Source organism: Pseudomonas protegens, from assembly GCF_003363755.1.
Classification (GTDB): Bacteria; Pseudomonadota; Gammaproteobacteria; order Pseudomonadales; family Pseudomonadaceae; genus Aquipseudomonas; species Aquipseudomonas danubii.
This window is the reverse complement of the sequence record NZ_CP031396.1, coordinates 6215525-6234491: the sequence shown is the minus strand read 5'-3', so window position 1 is coordinate 6234491 and position 18967 is coordinate 6215525. Positions and strand designations below refer to the sequence as shown.

At 63.7% G+C, this 18967-nt stretch carries 17 protein-coding genes; all 17 read right to left on the bottom strand.

What is annotated here, in order from left to right:
* Positions 1 to 6 precede the first annotated feature (6 nt).
* The 17 genes from DWF74_RS28370 to DWF74_RS28290 all read right to left on the bottom strand — a co-directional run bounded on the left by DWF74_RS28370 (position 7) and on the right by DWF74_RS28290 (position 18401).
* Positions 7 to 627, bottom strand: coding sequence for a sugar O-acetyltransferase (locus DWF74_RS28370; protein ID WP_102864341.1), 621 nt, complete (start codon positions 625 to 627; stop codon positions 7 to 9).
* Positions 628 to 651: 24 nt separating this feature from the next.
* Positions 652 to 1392 carry a class I SAM-dependent DNA methyltransferase gene (locus DWF74_RS28365; protein WP_115582208.1) on the bottom strand — a complete coding sequence of 247 codons (741 nt, stop codon included), beginning with the start codon at positions 1390 to 1392 and terminating at the stop codon, positions 652 to 654.
* A 103-nt stretch (positions 1393 to 1495) separates the two neighbouring features.
* Entirely contained in the window at positions 1496 to 1849 is a 354-nt protein-coding gene (locus DWF74_RS28360; protein WP_115582500.1) for a DUF1801 domain-containing protein, read from the bottom strand.
* Between the two features lie 42 nt (positions 1850 to 1891).
* Positions 1892 to 2284 (bottom strand): VOC family protein, encoded by a 393-nt coding sequence (locus DWF74_RS28355; protein WP_102864339.1) that lies wholly within the window; start codon positions 2282 to 2284, stop codon positions 1892 to 1894.
* Between the two features lie 214 nt (positions 2285 to 2498).
* Positions 2499 to 6518: a non-ribosomal peptide synthetase gene (locus tag DWF74_RS28350; protein WP_162884137.1), complete on the bottom strand. Its 4020-nt coding sequence runs from the start codon at positions 6516 to 6518 to the stop codon at positions 2499 to 2501.
* 8 nt (positions 6519 to 6526) lie between these two features.
* Entirely contained in the window at positions 6527 to 6838 is a 312-nt protein-coding gene (locus DWF74_RS28345) for a phosphopantetheine-binding protein (protein WP_162884136.1), read from the bottom strand.
* Positions 6831 to 7265 (bottom strand): type II 3-dehydroquinate dehydratase, encoded by a 435-nt coding sequence (locus tag DWF74_RS28340; RefSeq protein ID WP_102864336.1) that lies wholly within the window; start codon positions 7263 to 7265, stop codon positions 6831 to 6833. The genes DWF74_RS28345 and DWF74_RS28340 overlap by 8 nt, the downstream gene beginning before the upstream one ends.
* Positions 7243 to 7914, bottom strand: coding sequence for an HAD-IA family hydrolase (locus DWF74_RS28335; protein WP_102879858.1), 672 nt, complete (start codon positions 7912 to 7914; stop codon positions 7243 to 7245). The genes DWF74_RS28340 and DWF74_RS28335 overlap by 23 nt, the downstream gene beginning before the upstream one ends.
* Entirely contained in the window at positions 7907 to 8551 is a 645-nt protein-coding gene (locus DWF74_RS28330; protein WP_102864334.1) for a sulfotransferase family protein, read from the bottom strand. The genes DWF74_RS28335 and DWF74_RS28330 overlap by 8 nt, the downstream gene beginning before the upstream one ends.
* A 9-nt stretch (positions 8552 to 8560) precedes the next feature.
* On the bottom strand, positions 8561 to 8971 hold the full coding sequence (locus tag DWF74_RS28325; protein WP_102864333.1) for a VOC family protein: 411 nt from the start codon (positions 8969 to 8971) through the stop codon (positions 8561 to 8563).
* Entirely contained in the window at positions 8965 to 10035 is a 1071-nt protein-coding gene (locus DWF74_RS28320) for an OsmC family protein (protein ID WP_110595803.1), read from the bottom strand. Before DWF74_RS28320 ends, DWF74_RS28325 begins: the two co-directional genes overlap by 7 nt.
* Positions 10032 to 11330 carry a trans-sulfuration enzyme family protein gene (locus DWF74_RS28315; protein ID WP_102879861.1) on the bottom strand — a complete coding sequence of 433 codons (1299 nt, stop codon included), beginning with the start codon at positions 11328 to 11330 and terminating at the stop codon, positions 10032 to 10034. Before DWF74_RS28315 ends, DWF74_RS28320 begins: the two co-directional genes overlap by 4 nt.
* 147 nt (positions 11331 to 11477) lie before the next feature.
* Positions 11478 to 11732: an acyl carrier protein gene (locus tag DWF74_RS28310; protein ID WP_102879862.1), complete on the bottom strand. Its 255-nt coding sequence runs from the start codon at positions 11730 to 11732 to the stop codon at positions 11478 to 11480.
* 3 nt (positions 11733 to 11735) lie between these two features.
* The gene (locus DWF74_RS28305) at positions 11736 to 13967 is read right to left on the bottom strand and encodes an ANL family adenylate-forming protein (protein ID WP_115582206.1); all 2232 of its coding nucleotides are present in this window, start codon (positions 13965 to 13967) and stop codon (positions 11736 to 11738) included.
* Entirely contained in the window at positions 13957 to 15084 is a 1128-nt protein-coding gene (locus tag DWF74_RS28300; RefSeq protein WP_115582205.1) for a radical SAM protein, read from the bottom strand. The genes DWF74_RS28305 and DWF74_RS28300 overlap by 11 nt, the downstream gene beginning before the upstream one ends.
* A gap of 3 nt (positions 15085 to 15087) precedes the next feature.
* Complete coding sequence (locus DWF74_RS28295) at positions 15088 to 16902, bottom strand: B12-binding domain-containing radical SAM protein (protein ID WP_102864327.1); 1815 nt, start codon at positions 16900 to 16902, stop codon at positions 15088 to 15090.
* Complete coding sequence (locus DWF74_RS28290) at positions 16902 to 18401, bottom strand: alkaline phosphatase family protein (RefSeq protein WP_102864326.1); 1500 nt, start codon at positions 18399 to 18401, stop codon at positions 16902 to 16904. The genes DWF74_RS28295 and DWF74_RS28290 overlap by 1 nt, the downstream gene beginning before the upstream one ends.
* Between the last annotated feature and the right edge of the window lie 566 nt (positions 18402 to 18967).

The window sequence follows — 18967 nt, the reverse complement described above, 5'->3', positions numbered from 1 at the left end:
GTAGGTTCACTCGTACACCGAGCGGATGATTCGGCAGGGATTACCTGCCGCCAGTACCCCGGCCGGGATCGAGCGTGTCACCACGCTGCCGGCGCCGATGACGCTGCCATCGCCGACCTCCACCCCGCCCAACAGCACCGCCCCCGCGCCGATCCACACATCGTTGCCCAGCACAATCGGTGCTGCCCGCTGCACGCACTTGAGGCGAGCGTCGATCCGCACCGTACGTGCCCGGGGGTCCAGGGGGTGGGCGGTGGTCATCAGCTGTACGCCGGGCGAGAGGTAGGTGCGATCGCCGATGAGGATCCGGTTTGCGTCCAGAAAGGTGCAGTTCATGTTGATAAACACCTCATCGCCAATCTCGATATGCACCCCGTAATCACAATAAAAGTTGGGTTCTATCCAACTGTTCAGGCCCACTCGCTTGAGTAACTTCGCCAGCAGGGCCTGCTGTTCCTTGAACGCCAGAACAGAGCAATCGTTAAAGCGTCGTTGCAATGCCTGGGAGCGAAAACGCATGCGCGCAAGTTCCAGATCAGGCGTACAGAACCACTCTCCCGCGAGCATCAACTCGCGGGCCGAACGACTTTCGTCGATCACAATGCGTGGTGATTGAGAAACGTCCATGTCCAACTCCGAAGTTCAGGAAAGTCAGGCCTGGGGCAACTTTTCATAGGTCGATATATGTTTGAACGAGCCCTCGACGAAAGGCGTCTTGTCCCAACTTGACCAGCGCTGCACCAGGCGCATGCCCGCCAGCTCGGCCATCAGGTCCAGTTCCGCCGGCCAGGCATAGCGCAGCTCCACCGGAATCACTTTCACCCCTTGCTCCTGCATGCGGATAAAGCGGCAGCTGACCCGCTGCGCGACGGCATCCAGGCGCGAAGCTTCCAGCAGCACTTCGTTGCGCTCCAGGCCGCCGACATAGACCGGCTGGTCCTTGCCGTAGCGCGACAGGTCCGGATAAAAGGTCTCGATCACCAGGCGTCCATGGTCCTTGAGCAAGGCGCTGGTGGCCTTGAAGCAACTGACCTGGGCGGCCTGGGACAGCAGCAGGAACAATGAACTGAAGGTGCAGAAGGCCAGGCTGAACGGACCGCCCCCGACCCCTTCCAGGGTGGCGAAATCCGCCTCGGTCAGGGGAATGCCGGCCGCACCGGGCTTGGCCCGCAGCTTCTCCAGCATCGACGGTGATGCATCGACGCCATGCACCTGCACACCGCGTGCACGCATCGGCAAGGCGAAACGCCCGGTGCCGATCCCCAGCTCCAGCACCGGCTCGCGGGTGCCGGCCATTGCCACCAGGACCTCGATGGCATTGGCCGGAGCATCGCCGTACAGGTCGTCATAGATATCGGCCAGGGTTTCGCCGTAAGTGCTGGCATCGTTCATGTGCTCATTCCACTCTGTGGTTTTTTCAGGGCAATAAGGTCCCGTGCGGGGGATATGATCCCCCGCAGGAAACAACCGTTAGTTAGGTGTTCAGTTCAAAAGACTATTGAGTGATTGCTTGCCTTACATAATCAGCAAGATGCTTCTTTTGAACATCCGATACAGCAAACAACTTGATATGCCTGCGAAACTTTCCAGAGCCTTCGAGCACCCCGTGCGGGTCGTCGAACAGATAGCCCTGACCAAACTCCACCGATACATGGTCGGTATAGGCATAGACCCCGCAGAACGGCGCTGCACGGGAAAACATGACGCCCCCGTACTTGACCATTTCCTCGACGCCGCCGCAGGTTTCCTCCACCACCTGGCGCACACGCTGGACGATGTCCAGCAAGGCTCCGTGGGTGCTGCCGATGTCCTCGAGCAACGCCAGGACCGCATCCTCGGTTTTAACCATGACCGCGTACTCCCTGGCAGCCCGCAACCTCAAGCCCGGTGCTCACTGGCCCACCGGAGTGCACAACTCGACCAGGGTTCCGGCCGGGCAACGCACATAGGAAACCACCTGCCCCCAAGGCTTGTGCTGAATAGCCGCGTGCTCGGTGGCGCCGGCGGCCAGGGCCTTGGCATGGGCCTTGGGCACATCATCGGTGACCAGGGCGATCTCGATGCCCAGAGGTTTGTGCTGAGGGCTGCAGAACTGGTAGCCGCCTTCACAATTGGAGTCCGCCAGGCCGCGGCTGGCGAAGGCCAGGGTCGTGGCGCCACTGTCGAGTTCACCGTAATCACCGGACTCGTCGAGGAAACGACGGGAGAAACCGAAGGCGTCCTCGAAGAAACGGATCGAGGCTTCAACATCGGGAACATAAACAATCGTGTATCCAAACTTCACAGTGTCACTCCTTTAATTACCCTGTTTATGAGGCTCCTGGCGCCTGGGTGGCAGCCTTGGAGCCGAGGCGAATTTTCCCGGTTAGCGGGGCGATCCGCCAGTGCAGAATCAGCCTGGAACAGCACTTTCAGACACTCCACATCATGGCCCGCAGCCACTAGTGAGCCGCCTGCCGGGGTGGCCACTGGGCGCGCACGCCTGTGTTCACCAGCGTTCATGTCCCTGCCTGGCGGTCATCCGCCGCGCTGACTTCGCGCACCGCCGCCGCCAGGCTCAGCAAAATCTGCTCCAGGGCCGCCCCGGAAAGAATGCTGTAGTGGTCACCAGCCAGGGTCAGGCAATGGGCGTCCCGGTCCTGTCCGGCCAAGGGACGCAGCCCGCTGGACGGCTGCTCGACGCTGGCCTGCAGGTGCCAGGTCGGGCAAGCCGGCGCTCGGTAGCGATAATCGAGCAAGGCGGCGTAGTGCCGACAGAACAAGGCAAAGCGTTCCTGGGTGGCGCTCTCGCAGACTTCGGCTACCGCCTGGCCCGTGGCCTGGATCTGGGCGCAATGCTCCAGGTCGTCCTGAAACAGTTGCTGCAACAGGCTCGGCGGCAATTGCACCACGCTGTCCAGCGGCGCGCCCGCATCGAGGGTCACCAGCGCCAGTTGCTGACGGCCGCGGTCACTGAGCAAGCGGGCCATTTCCACCGCCAGCACGCCACCGAACGACCAACCGGCCAGCACCACCGGACGTGCTGCCTGCAGGCTGTCCTGCAATTGCTCCAGGTACTCCAGAGCCTGATCCTCAAGCGTATCGAAACGCTGGCCGGCGTCGGCACACAGGCCAATCACCTGGAAGTCCTCGCGGGTGGCACGAATCATCGGCCAATAGCACGACAACGCCCCGCCCACCGGGTGCACCAGCACCAGCAAGGGTTGCGGCTCACCGCTGCCGGCGCAGAAATCCACCCGGTTGCGGTGCCGCCGGCCCGTGCCCTGCACATGCCCGAGCAAGGCACTGACCGAGGGATAGGCGTAGATGTCCGCCAGGCTCAGGTCCAGCCCCAGCTCAGTGTTCAACCCCAACAGAATGTGCACCGCGTGCAGTGACGAGGCGCCCATGTCGAACCATGAATCAGCCGCGCCACGTACCGCCGGCAACACCCGCTGGACGCAGCTCAGCAGCAGTTCCTGCCGGGCCGAGAAGCCCACCTCCTGCACCGGCTCGCCGGGCTCGCAAAGCCCTGGCAGCAAGGCCACCAGCGCCCCCCGATCCACCTTGCCGTTGGCGCTCAGCGGCATCTGCGCCAGCGCGAACAACTGCACCGGCAGCATGTAGGGATTGAGGTACTGCGCCGCGAAGGCCAGCAACTGCGGGCCACTGGGTGCCGGCTGACCGGCGACGAAAAACCCGTACAAGGCCCCGGCAGCGTCTACACACACCGCCACCTGTTCAACCCCGGGGGCGCGTCCCAGCACCGCATCGATCTCCGCCAGTTCCACACGCATGCCATTGAGCTTGACCTGCAAGTCCTCGCGGCCGAGAAACTCGATCTCCCCGTCCATTCGCAGCCGTCCCATGTCACCGGTGCGGTAGACCCGCTGCTGCAACCCGGGCTCGATGAAGAAGGCCTGCTCGGTCCGTTGCCGATCATGGATGTAGCCCGCTGCCAGGCCGTCGCCGGCGATGTACAGCATGCCCTTGACCCCAGGCGGGCAACGCCGGCCCAGCGCGTCGAGAATGTAGAACCGCTGGTTGCTCAGCGGTCGGCCATAGGGAATGCTCGGCCACTCGGGGTGCACTTGCTGGACCTCGAAGCAGTTGGACCAGATGGCCGCCTCGGTGGCGCCCCCCAAGGCCACGAAGCGCGAACCCGGTGTAAGCTCCCGCAGGCGCTCGGGCAACCCCAGGGCGATCCAGTCGCCGCTGGCCATCCACAGGCGCACACTCGCCGCCGGCGTCGGCAGGCCCACCGCCCTGGCGTAGCCCAGGGCCATTTCCATGATCGCCGGGACCGAGTTCCAGACAGTCGCCCCATGGGTCCGTGCCGCGTCGAGCCAGGCCTGGGGCTCGGCCCGCTCGCCATTGGCCGGCAGGATCAGCGCACAGCCGCACAATGCCGGCATGAACAGGTCGAACACCGACAGGTCGAAGCTGAACTCACTGACCCCCAGCAGCCGGTCCTGGGCGTCGATGGCAAAGCGCTCGCGACAGTCCAGCAGGGTATTGAACGCGGCGCGATGGCTGACCGCTACCCCCTTGGGCATGCCCGTGGTGCCGGAGGTGAACATCAGGTAGGCCAGGGAACTGTCCACCGCCGGATAAGCCGGTGCGATAGCGGCGCCCTGCGCCTCCGGCGACGCCAGCCAGTGCCGGTAGTCGAGCGACCAGTTCACCGGCGATGCGAGCACCGCCGCGATGTCCGCAGCATCGTCGCCCAGCACCGTGGTGGCCGCTGCCTGGGTGATGATCGAATGCACCCGGCGCACCGGAGAACTCTTGCTCACCGGAACATAGGTCGCCCCGGCCATCAGTACCGCGTAGATCGCCACCACATTGGCGCTGTCCCGACTGCCGCGCACCACCACATGGTCACTGGGCCCCACGCCGTTTTCATTCAGGTGGCTGGCCAGACGACTGGCCAGGCGCAACAGCTCGGCAAAACTCAGACTGCTGCCAGCGCTCAACAGCGCCGGCGCATCCGGGCGCAGCGCCGCTTGCCTGGACAGGCCCTGATGCAGAGCCTGCCGAGGCAGCGGCCGCGTGCAGTGATTGAAGGCATCGACCCGGGCCAGCAGTGACTCAGGCAAGGCCAGCTCGGTCAGCTCCCAGGTCGACGGCTGGTTGGCCAGGCGCTCCAGGGCGCCATGAAAATGCTCGAAGGCCTGGGCGACAAGCCCGGGCTCGAACAAGCCCTCGCGCTCGTCCCAGGACAGGCACAGGCCCGCCTCGCTTGCGAAGGCCTGGGCGTCGATCCAGATCTGCGGCGTCATCATCGCGTGATCGGTCTGTTGCAGCGGTGGCGCCGGCAGGTCCATTTCCAGCAACGAGGAAAACACATAAGGCATCGGCGGCTCGCTGCTGTCGAGACGCTGGTCGTGTTCGCGAATCCATTCGCGGACCACTGACACGCCATCGTAGGCGGCATGCTGCAGCGCACCGTACAGGTCCTGCTGGACTCGCTGGGCGCAGGCGGCAAAGGCCAGGGGTTGGGATGGCAGATCGAGCAGCAGGGTATCGGCGAAATTGCCGATGGTGCGGGCGAACTCCGGCCCCAGCAGCGTCCGAGTGCTGTACATGACGCTGCAGGTCACCGTGGTCCTGCCCGACCAGCGTGCCAGGGTCTGCAGATACACCGTCAGCAGGACCGCATTGAGCGACACCCGATGATGCCGTGCCGCCGCACTCAGCGCCTGCTGCAGCGCCGGCGTCAGGACCACCCGATGCTCGATGAAGCGCGCCGGTGTTGCACTCGCCTGCCGACGCCGAGCCAGCGGCAGGTCCGGACCCGCAGCCAGTTGGGGAATCTTTTGCAGCCAGTAGTGCCGGGCCTTGAAACGCGCCAGGCGTTGGGCCCGGCTCCACGCCGCGACTTGCGCCGGGGCATAGCCCTGCGCTTGCAGAGGACTGTCTCCGGCGACCAGTGCCAGCAAGTCACCGATAAAAATCTGCACCGCCGGGGCATCGAACAGCGCCAGCCGATAGACCACATGCAAACAGCGCTCATGGGGACCTGCCACCAGCACCAGGCGAAACAGCGGCTGCTCCGCGGTCAACGGCGCAATCGGCATGGCGCTGTTCGCCAGGGCCGTGCAACGCCGTGGGTCCGTCCCCTCTGCAGCGACCTGCTGCTCGACCATCAGCTGCGGCGCGACCAGCGGCTTGAAGCGCGGGGCCTGGGCGTCCAGGGTGTACGCCAGGATCGGGTGCAAGGCCAGCAGGCGGGGCAATGCCGCTTGCAATTGCGCGGCCGTGGGCACCGCGCCGGCATAGACCAGGTGCAGATAGGCAGCACTGCCCTGGCTGAAAGCCGAATGCTCACCCAGCCAGTAGGCCTGGCGCAGCCCGCCAAGGTGAGACGCCAGTGGGTCCGTTGGGGCCAGGTACGCCAGCAAGCGACTCCTCTCATGACCCACTAAATGGCGGATATCTTCAGGCAGTCCGTCTGCGCCGCAGTAGTAGCGCAGGCGCCCGCCATCTTCATAGAGGTGCACACCGCGCTGCTCCCAATGCTCGATCAATGTCGCCATCGCCTGGCTCATAGTTCGCCCTCGCAGATTGCCCCGGCACGCCGGCCGGCCGCCCCCTGCAGCACGGCGGCAACAAACTCGCCGAGGGTCGCGGTGCCGACGATCAGGGTCAGGTCAATCCCGTCCTCGCCGCACAGTTGCGGATGCAGTTGTTCGAGCAGTGCACACAGTTGCAGGGCCTGCAACGAGCTGCCCCCGATGGCGAAGAAGTTCTGCCCGGCATGCAACTGCTCCTGCGCCACCTTCAGCAAACGGGCGCAGAGGCCCAGCACGTCGTCCATCACCTGAGTCTGCAGCGGTACCGCCGTTGCACTACACATGGCGGGCTCCCACCAGTGCCGCGGCGGCCAGGGCATAGCCATCAGTGCCCAGACCGGCAATGAAGCCGTGGCACAGGGGCGCCAGCAACGAACTGTGACGGAAGCTCTCGCGGGCAAACAGGTTGGAAATGTGCACCTCCATCCAGCGCCCCGGGTAGTCCTGCAAGGCATCGCGCAAGGCCCAGCCGGACATCATCAGCGCCCCCGGATTGATGATCATCGCCTCGGCCTGATGCTGGCTCTCGATGAAGTCGATCAACTCGCCCTCATGGTTGCTTTGTCGGGCCAGCACCGTCCAGCCACGGGAGGCGGCGACCGCGGTGACCTCAGCGGTGATCTGGTCCAGGGTCTTGGTGCCATAGACCTGCGGTTCGCGCAGCCCCAGGCGCCCCAGGTTGGGGCCGTTAAGCAGGAGTAATGTCGGCATGGCGAGCCACCTCCAGCAAGGCCAGGATCTGGCCTGGCGCAGTCAGTTGATAGGTGCTGGGATAGCGCCGGATCTCCTCGCCGGGATGATCCCAGAGCGCCAGCGCGGTCTGCATGCCCGACGCCTGGCCGCACTGCAGGTCAGCCAGGGCATCGCCCACGAACAGGCAGCTCGCCGGGTCCAGATGCAACTGTTCGACAATCATCCGGGCCATGTCCGGCGCCGGCTTGGGATTGGCCACGTCGTCGCTGCCGACGATGCAGGAGAAATACTTCAGCAGGCCCAGGTACTCGAGAATCGCCACCGTGCGCCCATGGTCCTTGCCCGTGGCGATCGCCATGGGAATGCCCCTGGCATGCAAGCTCGCCAAGAGTCCCCCGACGCCTTCGAACACGCGGATGCGCTGCATTCGCGCGTTGCTTTCACGCATGAACACCGGGTGCATCTGCGCCGGCAGCCCCATGATCTTCATGATCTGCACAAAGCTGCGTCCCAGGTGCTTGCAGTACTCGCTGAACGGTGGTGGCTCGACGTCCGCCCCTACCACCTGGGCATGGGCCGCGTGGTAGGCCTCGCGAATCACTTGCTTGCTGTCGATCAAGGTTCCGTCGAGGTCGAAGATGACTGCACGGATGGGCAATTCAGACATGGCTCGCAGCCTCCATCGCCGCTTGATGATTCAGACCTCGATCCACGGTGGCCGCCATCGACTGCACCGCCAGGGGCAAGGGTGAGAGGAATGCCGCAACCCGGGTGAATTCGCCGTCAGGGTCTTGCAGCACCCGTTGATAATCCAGTTCCAGCAGTTGCATGTTCGGCCGCGAACGGACCCATGCCAGCACCTGGGCCACATGCTCGCGATACAGCCGCGCCAGTTCCTCGACCTCCTGCCCTCCCCAGACCTGACCGCTGTGGTGCTCGGCCATGTCTCGCTGGGAACGGATCACCGCATCGATATCACGGTGCATGAACAACACCCGATACCCGTGGGTCGCTGGCAGGTGCTGGAGAAAGCGCGACACCAGCTTGACCGCACGGCCGCGGGCCTGGTCCATCCACCCCAGGTAGCCGTCGCGGGACTTGACCGCTTCCCATTCGAAATAGCCATGGGGATTGCGTTCATCGCCCTGGCGCAGGTTGTCAGTCAGCGGCGCCAGGCCGGCACTGGCCAGGGCACGCATCATCATAGAGGTGCCGCTGCGCGGCAGCCCGGAGACCACGGACACGAAGCCGCCATCGCCAGCAACGCAGTCCGGTACATTCATGCATTCATATTGCTTAAGCATCCCAGCTCCTTACTCGTTCTTTCCCGGCTGCCCGGTATCCCGGACAGCGGCCTGCGGGCTGCACTGGACCAGGCCCAGGCGGTTGCCGAACGGGTCCTCGATCACCGCCTTGTAACTGCCCCACAGGGTCGGCCCTGGCGCCTCGACAAGGGTCACCTGCGGCGGCATCCGGGCAACCAGCGCATCCAGCTCAGGCACCATCAGGTCAAGCATGCTGGCCGGCGACGGTCGGGCCATCAGCGGGTCTTCGATCAGGCCGAGTCCGGCACCGCCCTGCTCGTCCACATCCAGGCTGATCCAGCGGGTCGGGGCAAAGCGCCGGCTGACCTGCAGACCCAGGACCTGCACATAGAAGGCTTCGGCAGCCGCCAGGTCGGGAACCGCCAGGGTGGCGAAACACAGGGTCGACTGATTCAGCATGGCTGGCACTCGCGGGCATCCTCGGGCAGCGGCCGGGCACCGACCTGGAACTCGAAACCCACCCGATGGCGAATCAGGGCACACACCACCGAGGCCTCGATGCTCGCCGCCAGCTGTTGCATCAGCGTCGCCAACTGGGCGGCCGGCCAGCCTTCGACTTGCAGTTCAAGCTCGATGTCCTGTAGGTGAACCGGGGTCGGCGCCACTTCACACATGCCGCGGATGTCCACCATGGCCCGCACGTCCAGGTGCACCGCACCCGGCAACTGCTGGCGACGGTTGAGCTGCGCCAGGACATCGGCGGCAATCGCCATCAGCAGGTATTCCTGGGGGTTGGGGCCCCAGTCGATACCGGCCAACTGCTTGGGCTGGTCGATAGGAAAGCTGCGCAGGTCCTGAGGGTCCTGGTGGACGAAGTCCGCCCGCAGTTGAGTGCCATAGAGCCACTGGCAATCCAGGGACAGGGCCTGGGTCTTGGTCTGGACCGCCGCAGTATCCGCAGGCGCCTGCTCGAAGGGGCAAAACCTGTGCCAGGGGCCAGCGCCCTCGGCATCCACCAGACGTGCCGAAAGCCCCAGGGGCTGGACGAAAGTCTGGTGATTGGGACTGTGGCTCTTCACCGCCTCGATCACTTCCAGGGCTTCGCTGATCTTCTTGTCGGTGCCCGAACGGATCTCGTAGCGCACTTGGGGAGCAGCAGCGGCCGCTTCCTGCAGGATCGCGCTGGTGGTCATGGACAGATGATCGACCGTGGTCCGTCGCGCGGAAAACCCCGACACCGCGGACACCAGGAAACAGCCGGAGAGCGCCGCCAGGGCCAATTCCTGGGGCCAGGCCGGGTCCAGCAGCCCTTGGCATTGCAACGCCGGGCTGGGGCGGATCGGTACTTCGAAATGCCGCGGCGCGCGCAACAGGCCGATCAAGGCCGGAGCCACGCCGGCCAGCATGCCGCCGGCCGGCGAACAGTGCGCATAGGCGGCGTAACGGAAGATCGCCTGGGCCGGCTCTTGCTGGATCTCGTGGACAATCTCACTGAAGCCCGAGATGTTCATTCCGTTTCTCATGGCTGACTCCTTCCTTGGTAGACCTGACGCAACGCCTGCTCGAGATCGGCACACAGGTCATCAGGGTCCTCGATTCCCACCGACAGCCGGACCAGCCCGGGGTTGAGCCCGATCTTTTTCTGCTGCTCACGAGTCAGGCCGCTGTGGGAGGTGTTGAACGGCAGGCTCACCAGCGACTCGACACCGCCCAGGCTGGTGGCACAGGTGATCAGCTTGAGGTGTTCCAGCAGTTGCAGGGCCGCCGGATCGCCGCCCCGCAGCTCAAAACCGAGCATGCCGCAGGTGGCCTGGGCGGCGTACTGGTACAGATGGGGGTGGGCATACTCCTCGGCATAGACCGAATGCACCGCGGTCACCTGTGGATGGCGTTCGAGAAAACGCGTCACCTGCCGGGCCCCTGCGGCATGAGCCTGCATGCGCACGGCCAGGGTCTTCATGCCCCGTTCCAGAAGGAAGCACACGAAGGGGTCCAGGTTACCGCCAAAGCGCAACAGCTGTGCCCAGACCCGGTCCACCAGCTTGCGACTGCCCGCAACCGCGCCACAGGTGGCGTCACTGTGCCCGTTGAGGTACTTGGTCGCCGAGTGGATGACGATATCGGCCCCCCACTCCAGGGGACGGCAACTGATGGGTGAAAGGAAGGTGTTGTCCACCACCAGAAGAATGTTCTCCTGCTTGCACAAGGCAGCGATGGCCAGCAGATCGATGGCCTTCATCAGCGGGTTGGACAGCAGCTCGAAAAACATGATCTGGGTCTGCGGGCGGATCGCCCGGCGAATCGCCTGCAGATCCAGCGGGTCGACATAGCTCACCGAGCGCCCGGCCTGGCTGATGTCGGCGTGCAGCAGGCTGTAGCTGCCACCGTAGAGATCGTAGGAAGAGATGATATGGCCATTGCGGTTGGTCAGGGCGAACAGGGTCGAGGCGATCGCCGCCATGCCCGATGACAGAACCAAGGCACTTTGCGCCCCCTCCATGGCCGCCACCTTCAACTGCACCGACCACTGCCCCGGGTTGCCGTAGCGGCTGTAGGTGGGAATGTCACGCACGTAGCCTTCCAGGAACGACTCGTAGGTGGACTGGCTGAAGCGAAAGGTGGTGCTGGGAAATATCGGCGTGCCCACGGCCCCGGTCACCGGGTCCTCGTAGGTGCCAGCGTGCACGCAGAGTGTCGCCGGGGCCTCGCCTTCGGTCAGCCAGCGATTGTTCTCCATCGCCGGCCCGGCCAGACGCTGGCGGTTGAGCTGGTTGAGCCAGGGCAACTGGGCATCGGTGCCGGGACGATTGGCAAACATTGCCTCAGTCTTTTTTGCATCGTTCACACGAATTCCCTCGTCGTTCGGTTCTTCCGGGCGGCCCGGCGGGCGCCGGGCCGCCCAGGTCGGCGCGCACTGCAAAGCGCGCGGCCGACGTTGGCAAAGAGACACATGCCGTCATCGTCCTCAGACGACCCGGGCCTGGGTCTTGTCGGCGACGAAGGCTTCCAGGCGCTCCAGCGAGTTGACCAGTTCAATGGACAGCTCGTTGTCCTCGATGGAAAAGCCGAACTCGGTTTCCACCTGGATCAGCAACTGCAAGGCGTCGATCGAGTTCAGGCCCAGGGTGCCGATCAGGTCGCCCCCCGAAAGGTCTTCGCGGCTCAGCTCACGGCCCACGGTGCTGGAGAACACTTTGATCAAGCGGTCGGTATCGGTCATTTTCTAGCTCCTGCTGAATAACATCGTGCATTGATAAATCATCGATTCGCGGCGCCAGATTTGCTCGCCGACGAACCCCAGGCGCGCCAGCGCCGCAACCACCTCGTCCTGCCTCGGGTACTGGCAGCCGCCATGGGTCAGCCAATCCACGCCGACAGCTGCCGAGGCCGTGTCGCAAAAGAAAATCTCGTCAATGATCAGCCGGCCACCTGCCCCCAGGCGCTCCAGCAAGGCAGGCAGGGCCTGGGCTACGCTGGGCTGGTGCAAGGTGTTGTCGAGCACGATGACGTCGAACCGGCACTCATCGAGCTCGGCCAATGTCTCCCGGCTGTGCACCGGAATATCCGCCGCCACAGGGTTGAGCCCCCCCAGTGGCACGATCCGGCTGGCGTTGCAGTCAAGGCGTCGGCGACCAAGCAACGCCTGGGTGTACACCGCGCCGGTGGCACAGACATCGAGCAGGCGAATGGCGCCCGTCGTGTGGAGCAAGGCCTTGCGCCAGGTCAGTTGCGCAGCCAGTTGCTTGTCCGCCCCGGACACTGCGCGCTGGTAGCGCCGAAGCAATTGCGGATGCTTGGGACTCTGCTCGAAAGCGCGCCGGTCGAGGCCGTCATGCAGCACCGCCAGCAGCTCGTCCAGACGGTTCCAGTGGCGGTTGTTGAAAGCTTCCAGATCGAGCACCGGAGCCAGGGCCTCAAGGTCCTGCGCATGCGCCTCGACGCCTGCGGCTTCCTGCACCAATCCGTTGGCCTGGGCGGTGTCGAAGGCCACCGCCAGAGTCTGCGCATGCAGCCCGGTACGCTGGGCAATCTGATCGACGCTCAAGCCCTGGGCACTGAGTTGCAAGGCGCCGCAATCCCACAATGCCAACAGCAATTGCGAACGCTTGTAAGCGTGGGCCGCGTCGAGCAATACCCGGCTGGCAGCCGGGCGGTAGCGGCGACTGAGCAGCGGCTTGCCATTACTGCTACGAGCAATCAATGCCGTGCGCTCGAAGCGGTCGGGGACCTTGGCCGAAGCCAGGTTCGCCTGACAGTATTCGCGCAGCAGTCCCGGGTTCCAGGGCCGCTCGGCACTCCAGACCACGAAGGCGAAAATATGGTCGTTGCCTGCCCGGGCCGACTTCACTGCCCGCACCGAGCAATCCAGTACGTCGGGGTGGCTGGTCAGTACCGATTCAATCTCGAACGGCGAAATCCAGCGTTCGCCCCGACGGATCGCACTGCTTTCACGACCGACAATGCTGTAGCCGGCCGGACTCTGTTCGGCGATGTCGCCGGTGTCGTAAAGGCGGCCATCCTCCAATCGCACCTTGAGGGCAAACGGCTGACCCGCCGCCGGCTCCACGACTTCGATCCCCGGCATGGGAAAGCCGATGGACAACGGCGGCAATGGCGCGACGCCGGCAAACACGGCACCGCTTTCGGTACTGCCATAGTTGCGCGACAGTCCGATGCCGAAGGCCTGCTGGAATTGCTGGTCGAGCTGTCCGTCCACCGGGCCGGCGCCGGACATCACCACCTTGAGCTGGGGCGGACGCTCACCCTGGCCAACCCGCTGGGCCATCAGGGTCGCCAGCATCGGCGTGACCACGCAATGGCTGGCGCGCAGACGCAGCGCCTGCAGCGCCGCCCCCAGTTCCGTGGGCTTGCAGATTTCCACCTGGGACCCGGCCAGCAACGCGCCCCACAACCAGCCCAGTGCATAGGCGTGATACACCGGGGCAATGAACAGTACCCGGTCCTCGTGGCTCAGTTGCAACAGCCGGCAATAGCGCAAGCCTTCGTCGCGCCAGCTGTGCAGGTCGCGAAAAACCAGCGACGGTTCCCCCGTGGTGCCCGACGTCAGCAGATAGATGCCACGCCGGTGTGGCTGCACTGCCGGATCGCCAGGCAGTGCAGCGCCAGGCTCAAGCGATGTCACCCGCAGTTCGCCCTGCTCCAGATGGACGCTGTGGCTGATCGCCCCCTGGGCGGCATAGCGCTGCAGTTCCTGGGGCTTGGCATCGCTGGCCACCAGCAACGGCGACAAGCCCTGCTCCAGCAGCACCAGCAACAGCGCGGCATGCTCAAGCGTACTGTCGAACACCAGCAGCAGGCGCTGCTGGCCGCTGCTGGCCAGTTCACCAAGCTGCCGGGCCCACTCACTGCGCCGGGTTGCCGGCAGCGAAGCCAGTACCGGCCCCGCGCTCAGTTGGGCAAACCAGCGGTCATCGGTCCGTGACTCAGGCGCCATGTTGATACGCTTCCTTGGCTTGTTCGAGCAGGTTCCTGACGGCCTGGGGCGCGTAGGAAGGCGCACGGCACAACTCGTCCAGGCTGATAGCGTCTTCGAAATACAGGCTCAGGGTGTCCCAGGGCGTGAAGCACCCCTTGCAGGCATCCAGCCGTGGTCGTTCAGCCAGCAGCAACTGATAGAACGGTGAGCGGTTCACCGGCGCCAGAGCCTTGTTCCAGTCCTGCTCCAGCACGTTGCCCATGTTGTGGAACCAGATGTTCGGACAGGGCGTGGCCACGCCGTCGCTGAAGGTCGACAGCACCAGGCGCGGCAGGTGACAGCGCCAGGTGCGCCGCCCCTGGTGATAGAACGAACTGAGGCGGTCCAGGTAGGCCTTGGGTGGCAGGATCTGCGGGTAACGCTCGCGCAGCTCGAACAACGCGTCGATGAAGGGATACTGCTCGGGGCGCACCTTGAACTTCTCGCTGTCCGGGCCGCGGACGGGGAACGGAAACAGCTGCGGCGGGTTGTCTGCAAACCCGGAGCACCACTCCACGAACTCGCGCAGATACGGCGCACTGCGGTCATTGAGCACGCCGTAGACTTCCAGCGGCAGGCCGGCCTCCAGGACCATCGCGATACGCTCCATGATCATCTCGTGGATGCGTGGCGACAGGACCCGATAGCTGTTGCCCTGATAGTTGCTGCTGTCGAGTGAGATCTGCACCACGACATTGCCCAGTTGGGCCAGGCGCCGCACTTTGTCCCGGGTCAACGGCAGGCCGTTGGTCTGTACAATCAGCACTTCATGCAGGGGCGACATGCTCTCGATGAAGCTCATGATGCCCTTGATGATGAAAATCTCGCCGCCGGTGAGTTTCAGCAGCGGTGGCTTGAAGGTGCGGTTGACCCGCTCGACGATGGTCTGCAGACGCCGGCCCAGGTCACTGTCTTGGCTGTAGACGTCGTGCACCGGCGGCTGGAAGATCAGCTTGCCTTCGTGGGACGACTTCATGTTGCTCTGCCCGGTCAGGCAGTAGGTGCACCCCAGGTTGCAGGAGTCCTCGTTGATGACCAGGTCATTGCCCAGCAACTGGCTGTGACCGAGAAAGTTCACCGGTTCGGCATTCGTCATGGCTCAAGCCCCTTTGCTGAACTGGATGTCGCGCAGGCTCAGCCCGGCGCGGTGGAGTTGCATGCTGATACCCAACTGGACCTGGCGCAGCTCGCCGAGCTTGACCCGGTAGAACTGCTCGACCTGGGGTCGCCGTTCATGGGCATAGGCCTCGTCGAGGGTCCCCTGCTCGGCCAGGTCGGTCATCTCGGAAATCAGCGCATAGTTGAAATCGCTCATGAGCCGGCGCAATTCGGCGGCCTTGGCTTCGCCGGCTTCGAGAATCGCCATGCCCCGGGCGTCGCCGAGCACCGCACGCCGCAAGCGCGACATGAAGGTGTGCATGACAATGTCGTAGGTCTCGAACTCGAACACCGCCGGTTCCTTTTCGATGACCATTTCCGAGGCGTACTTCTCGCCGTAGAGCAAGGCACTGATGGTCGACAACTGACGCACTCGCGGGTCTTCGAAGTCGTAGCTCAGGGCATTGAGCGACACATCGAAGTCGTCATGCAGCTTGCCCTCGGCGCGCAGGGTCTCGACCGCCTCCGCCCCGGGATAGAGCTCCAGGCGCACGGTGTAGCGGCGCAGGTTGTAGCCCATGTATTCGCGCAGGAAGAGGTTGTTGTCACGGATCTCCTGGAAGGTCGACCAGGGGTGATAGGCAATGAATCCGAAGGCCACGTAGATGCCGGCACCACGCACCAGCTCGATGGCCCGCTTGTTGTCCTCGACCGTGGACTTCTTCTTCCAGCGGTCCAGGCCGATCTGTGAACCCGACTCGATGCCGATCAGCACCTTCTCCAGGCCGGAGCGGTACAGCAGGTCCAGCAGCGGCTGGTCTTCGGGGTGCCAGTTCTTGGCCTGCATGCAGCAGTTGTAATAGATCTTCAGCCCACGATCGAGCACGCCCTGGGCGATGTCGGCAATCCGCTGCTTGGCGAACGGCGCACCGCCCGGGTCTTCGAAGGTCGAGTCGACGAAGTCGAAGGTGTTGAAGTTGTACTTGTGATAAAGCCGCTCGATTTCATCGACGATATTGTCCGGGGTCCTGGCCCGCCAGAGCTTGCCGGGGTTGATCTTGTTGCCGGCGTGAGGCGCGTTGCAGAAGGTGCAGCGCGCAGTGCAGCCACGGGTGGTGGCCAGGCGCAGGTAGGGCAGCTTGCCACTGTTGAGCTCGAACTGATCCCGCGCCGGCTCAGGCAGCATGTCCAGCTCCGGCACCGGCTTGCCAATGGGGTTGTCGATGACGAACCCGCCCTCCTCGCGCCAGCTCAGGCTCGGCACCCGGGCGTAGTCGCCGTGATCCCAGAAGGCCTCGACGTAGCGCACCAGCGGCACGTCGCCCTCACCGCGCACCAGGGCGTCAAGGAAGCTCCAGTTGGGGTTGCTCAGCAACTTGGAGCCCAGGAAGGTGGCCAGCGGGCCACCGGCCAGAAACGCCACCTGCTCGGGCAGGGCCGCACGCAATGCCGAACCGAAAGCGGTGGCATGACTGACGGTGACCGTGGTCAGGGAGAAACCAATGAGGTCGGGCTTGAAGGCCACCACTTCAGCAATGGCAATCTCGTCGCCGTGCTGGATCGACTTGACCTCGACCACCTGGCACTCGGCTCCCAGGTCCCGCAGGATCGACACCAGGTAACTGACGCCCAGGTGTTCGGAACTCATCACCAGGTCGCCATCGAGCAACACCGGAAAGCACACGCGCATCGGCTGCGGCTTGCGGAAGTCGACAGTGGAATGCAGCGGATTGGTCGGTGGCGCGTCGATCGGCTCAGCCAGGTTGGCGAGCGGAATCAACCCGTCGGCGGCGTTGGTGAACTGCACGGTTTCCATTAAAAATACCCAATTTGTTGTAATTGGCTGTCCATGAAGCGCTGTTCTTCTTCACTCATTCGTTGCCCGCCACAGCCTTTGCGGCCGGGCTCGCGCTGCGGCTCGTGGGCCGGTTCCAGCAACCAGTGGCCTTCCAGCCCTTCAGGGACCGGCAGCCCCAGATGGGCCAGGATCGTCGGGTAGATGTCTTCGATCCGCGCTTGCAGCGCGGCGTCCTCGGGAAAGGTCGAGCCACGGATAAACACGATGCCGTCGGGCCGATGCACGCCACGCTGGGCCGGTGTACTCCAGACCCGGCCGGTGAGTGCCGGCGTCGGCATGACGCTGAAATCCCTGGGGATCAGCAGGTAGTCGGGAGCGTCCTGCAGGCGTGCGCCGGCATACACCTGATCGGCCTTGACCAGCGTGAACCAGGGGCGCCCCTGTTCGTCGAGCACCTGCGCCAGGGCTTGCTGCAAACGCGCTTCGGCCTCCGGCAACTGCTCGGCGCGCAGCACCCCCTGGGCCTCGCGCCCCATCAGATTGGCATTGACACCGAAGCAGCCAGGGGTGGGCATGTAGAACTCGGTGCGCGACCAATCCACCACACGTCGGTAGCTTCCGGGGGCGTCGAACCAGGAACGCGCCCCCGGGTCGTCGTGGGAGGCCTCGGCGCCCGAGTCCTGGAGTTCATAGCGGGTCGCCAGCAGGCCCTGTTGTTCGAGGAACTCGTGCACGCTGAAGTCCGCTTCACACAGGCCAAAGCCATGGTCGGAAGCCACCACCACCAGGGTGTCGTCATCGGCCAGGGTCAATACCGTGCCCAGCGCCTGATCAATATCGATATAACACTGTTCCACTACTGAACTTGGCGCCGAGTGATCGCCCCAATAATAGTGACTGACACGATCAACTTCGGTGAAGACTACAAACAGTGCATCCACTGGTCGGGTCCGCTGCAGAAAACAGCAAGTATCGGCACGCCCCTTGATAAACTTTCGCGCCTGCTCACAGTAGTCTTCCTGACCGCGATACATAGTGACAATGTCTGAGTGATAGTGCAGTCCCGCCTGCATCAACTCATGCATCAAGTTGGCGGGCGAGGTATATCTCAGGGTTTTGGCCAATGGCCAGCTGATCATATAGCCGCCCTGAAGATCTGCCGGCGGATGAGTCATGGGGATATTGTAGGCACCGACTTTCAGCCCCTGGCGTTCCAGGGTCAGCCAGCAGGGTTCACGCCCATAGTCGGCAGCGTTCATTGCCCGGAAACGATAGTCCACAGACTGGGTCGACCAGAACTGGTAGATCCCGTGTTCACCCGGAGAAACCCCGGTAAACATGGAGGCCCAGCCCGGTGCCGTGTGCGGTGGGAAGGTCGATTGCAGTACCCCATGGGAGGCGCGCCGGCGCAGTGCGCTGAAGTTCGGCAGCAATCCCCGAGCCATCAGTTGCTGGAGGACAGCATGGGACGCCCCGTCGATACCGAAGACCAACAATTTCAACTTCTGATCTTCCATGATCACCCACCTCCGACACTAAAGTTCAACCAGATAAACTTTCATCAACATTGCAGAACAACATTTCAAACAGCAGCGACGTATAAGAAGCGCTATTGCGACGCCATTCGAAAACCAACCGACAAAGTTTGAGACCCACAACTACCAGGCACAGCCGGAACAGCAGCGAAAACAAGCTAACACCGACATCAAACAAAGAACTCCGAAAATAATTTCAGACTTGTAACAAAATCAATCCGAGTATGAATCGATATTTCCAGAAACTAATAAAGGAACAGATTCGCCCCCGGACAGCACGGCGACGCCTGCCGATGGCGATAGCTGAACCGATGAGTGAGTTGATCAAGGCCCATGAATCATTGCCGGTGCCGTGCGCCGCCTTGCCTCGGGGCCTGCGCGCCAGGTGCTGATCGCTCCGCCAGGGCCTGCGAAACAATTGGTATCAACCTCTTACATACTCAAATAACCCGCCGGCAATTTGCCTGGAAATCGAGTACCGGCTATCCCATCATCGGCGCCTGCAATCAGGCCTGCGCAGCCTGTCACTCACCGACCCGCGCCATCCG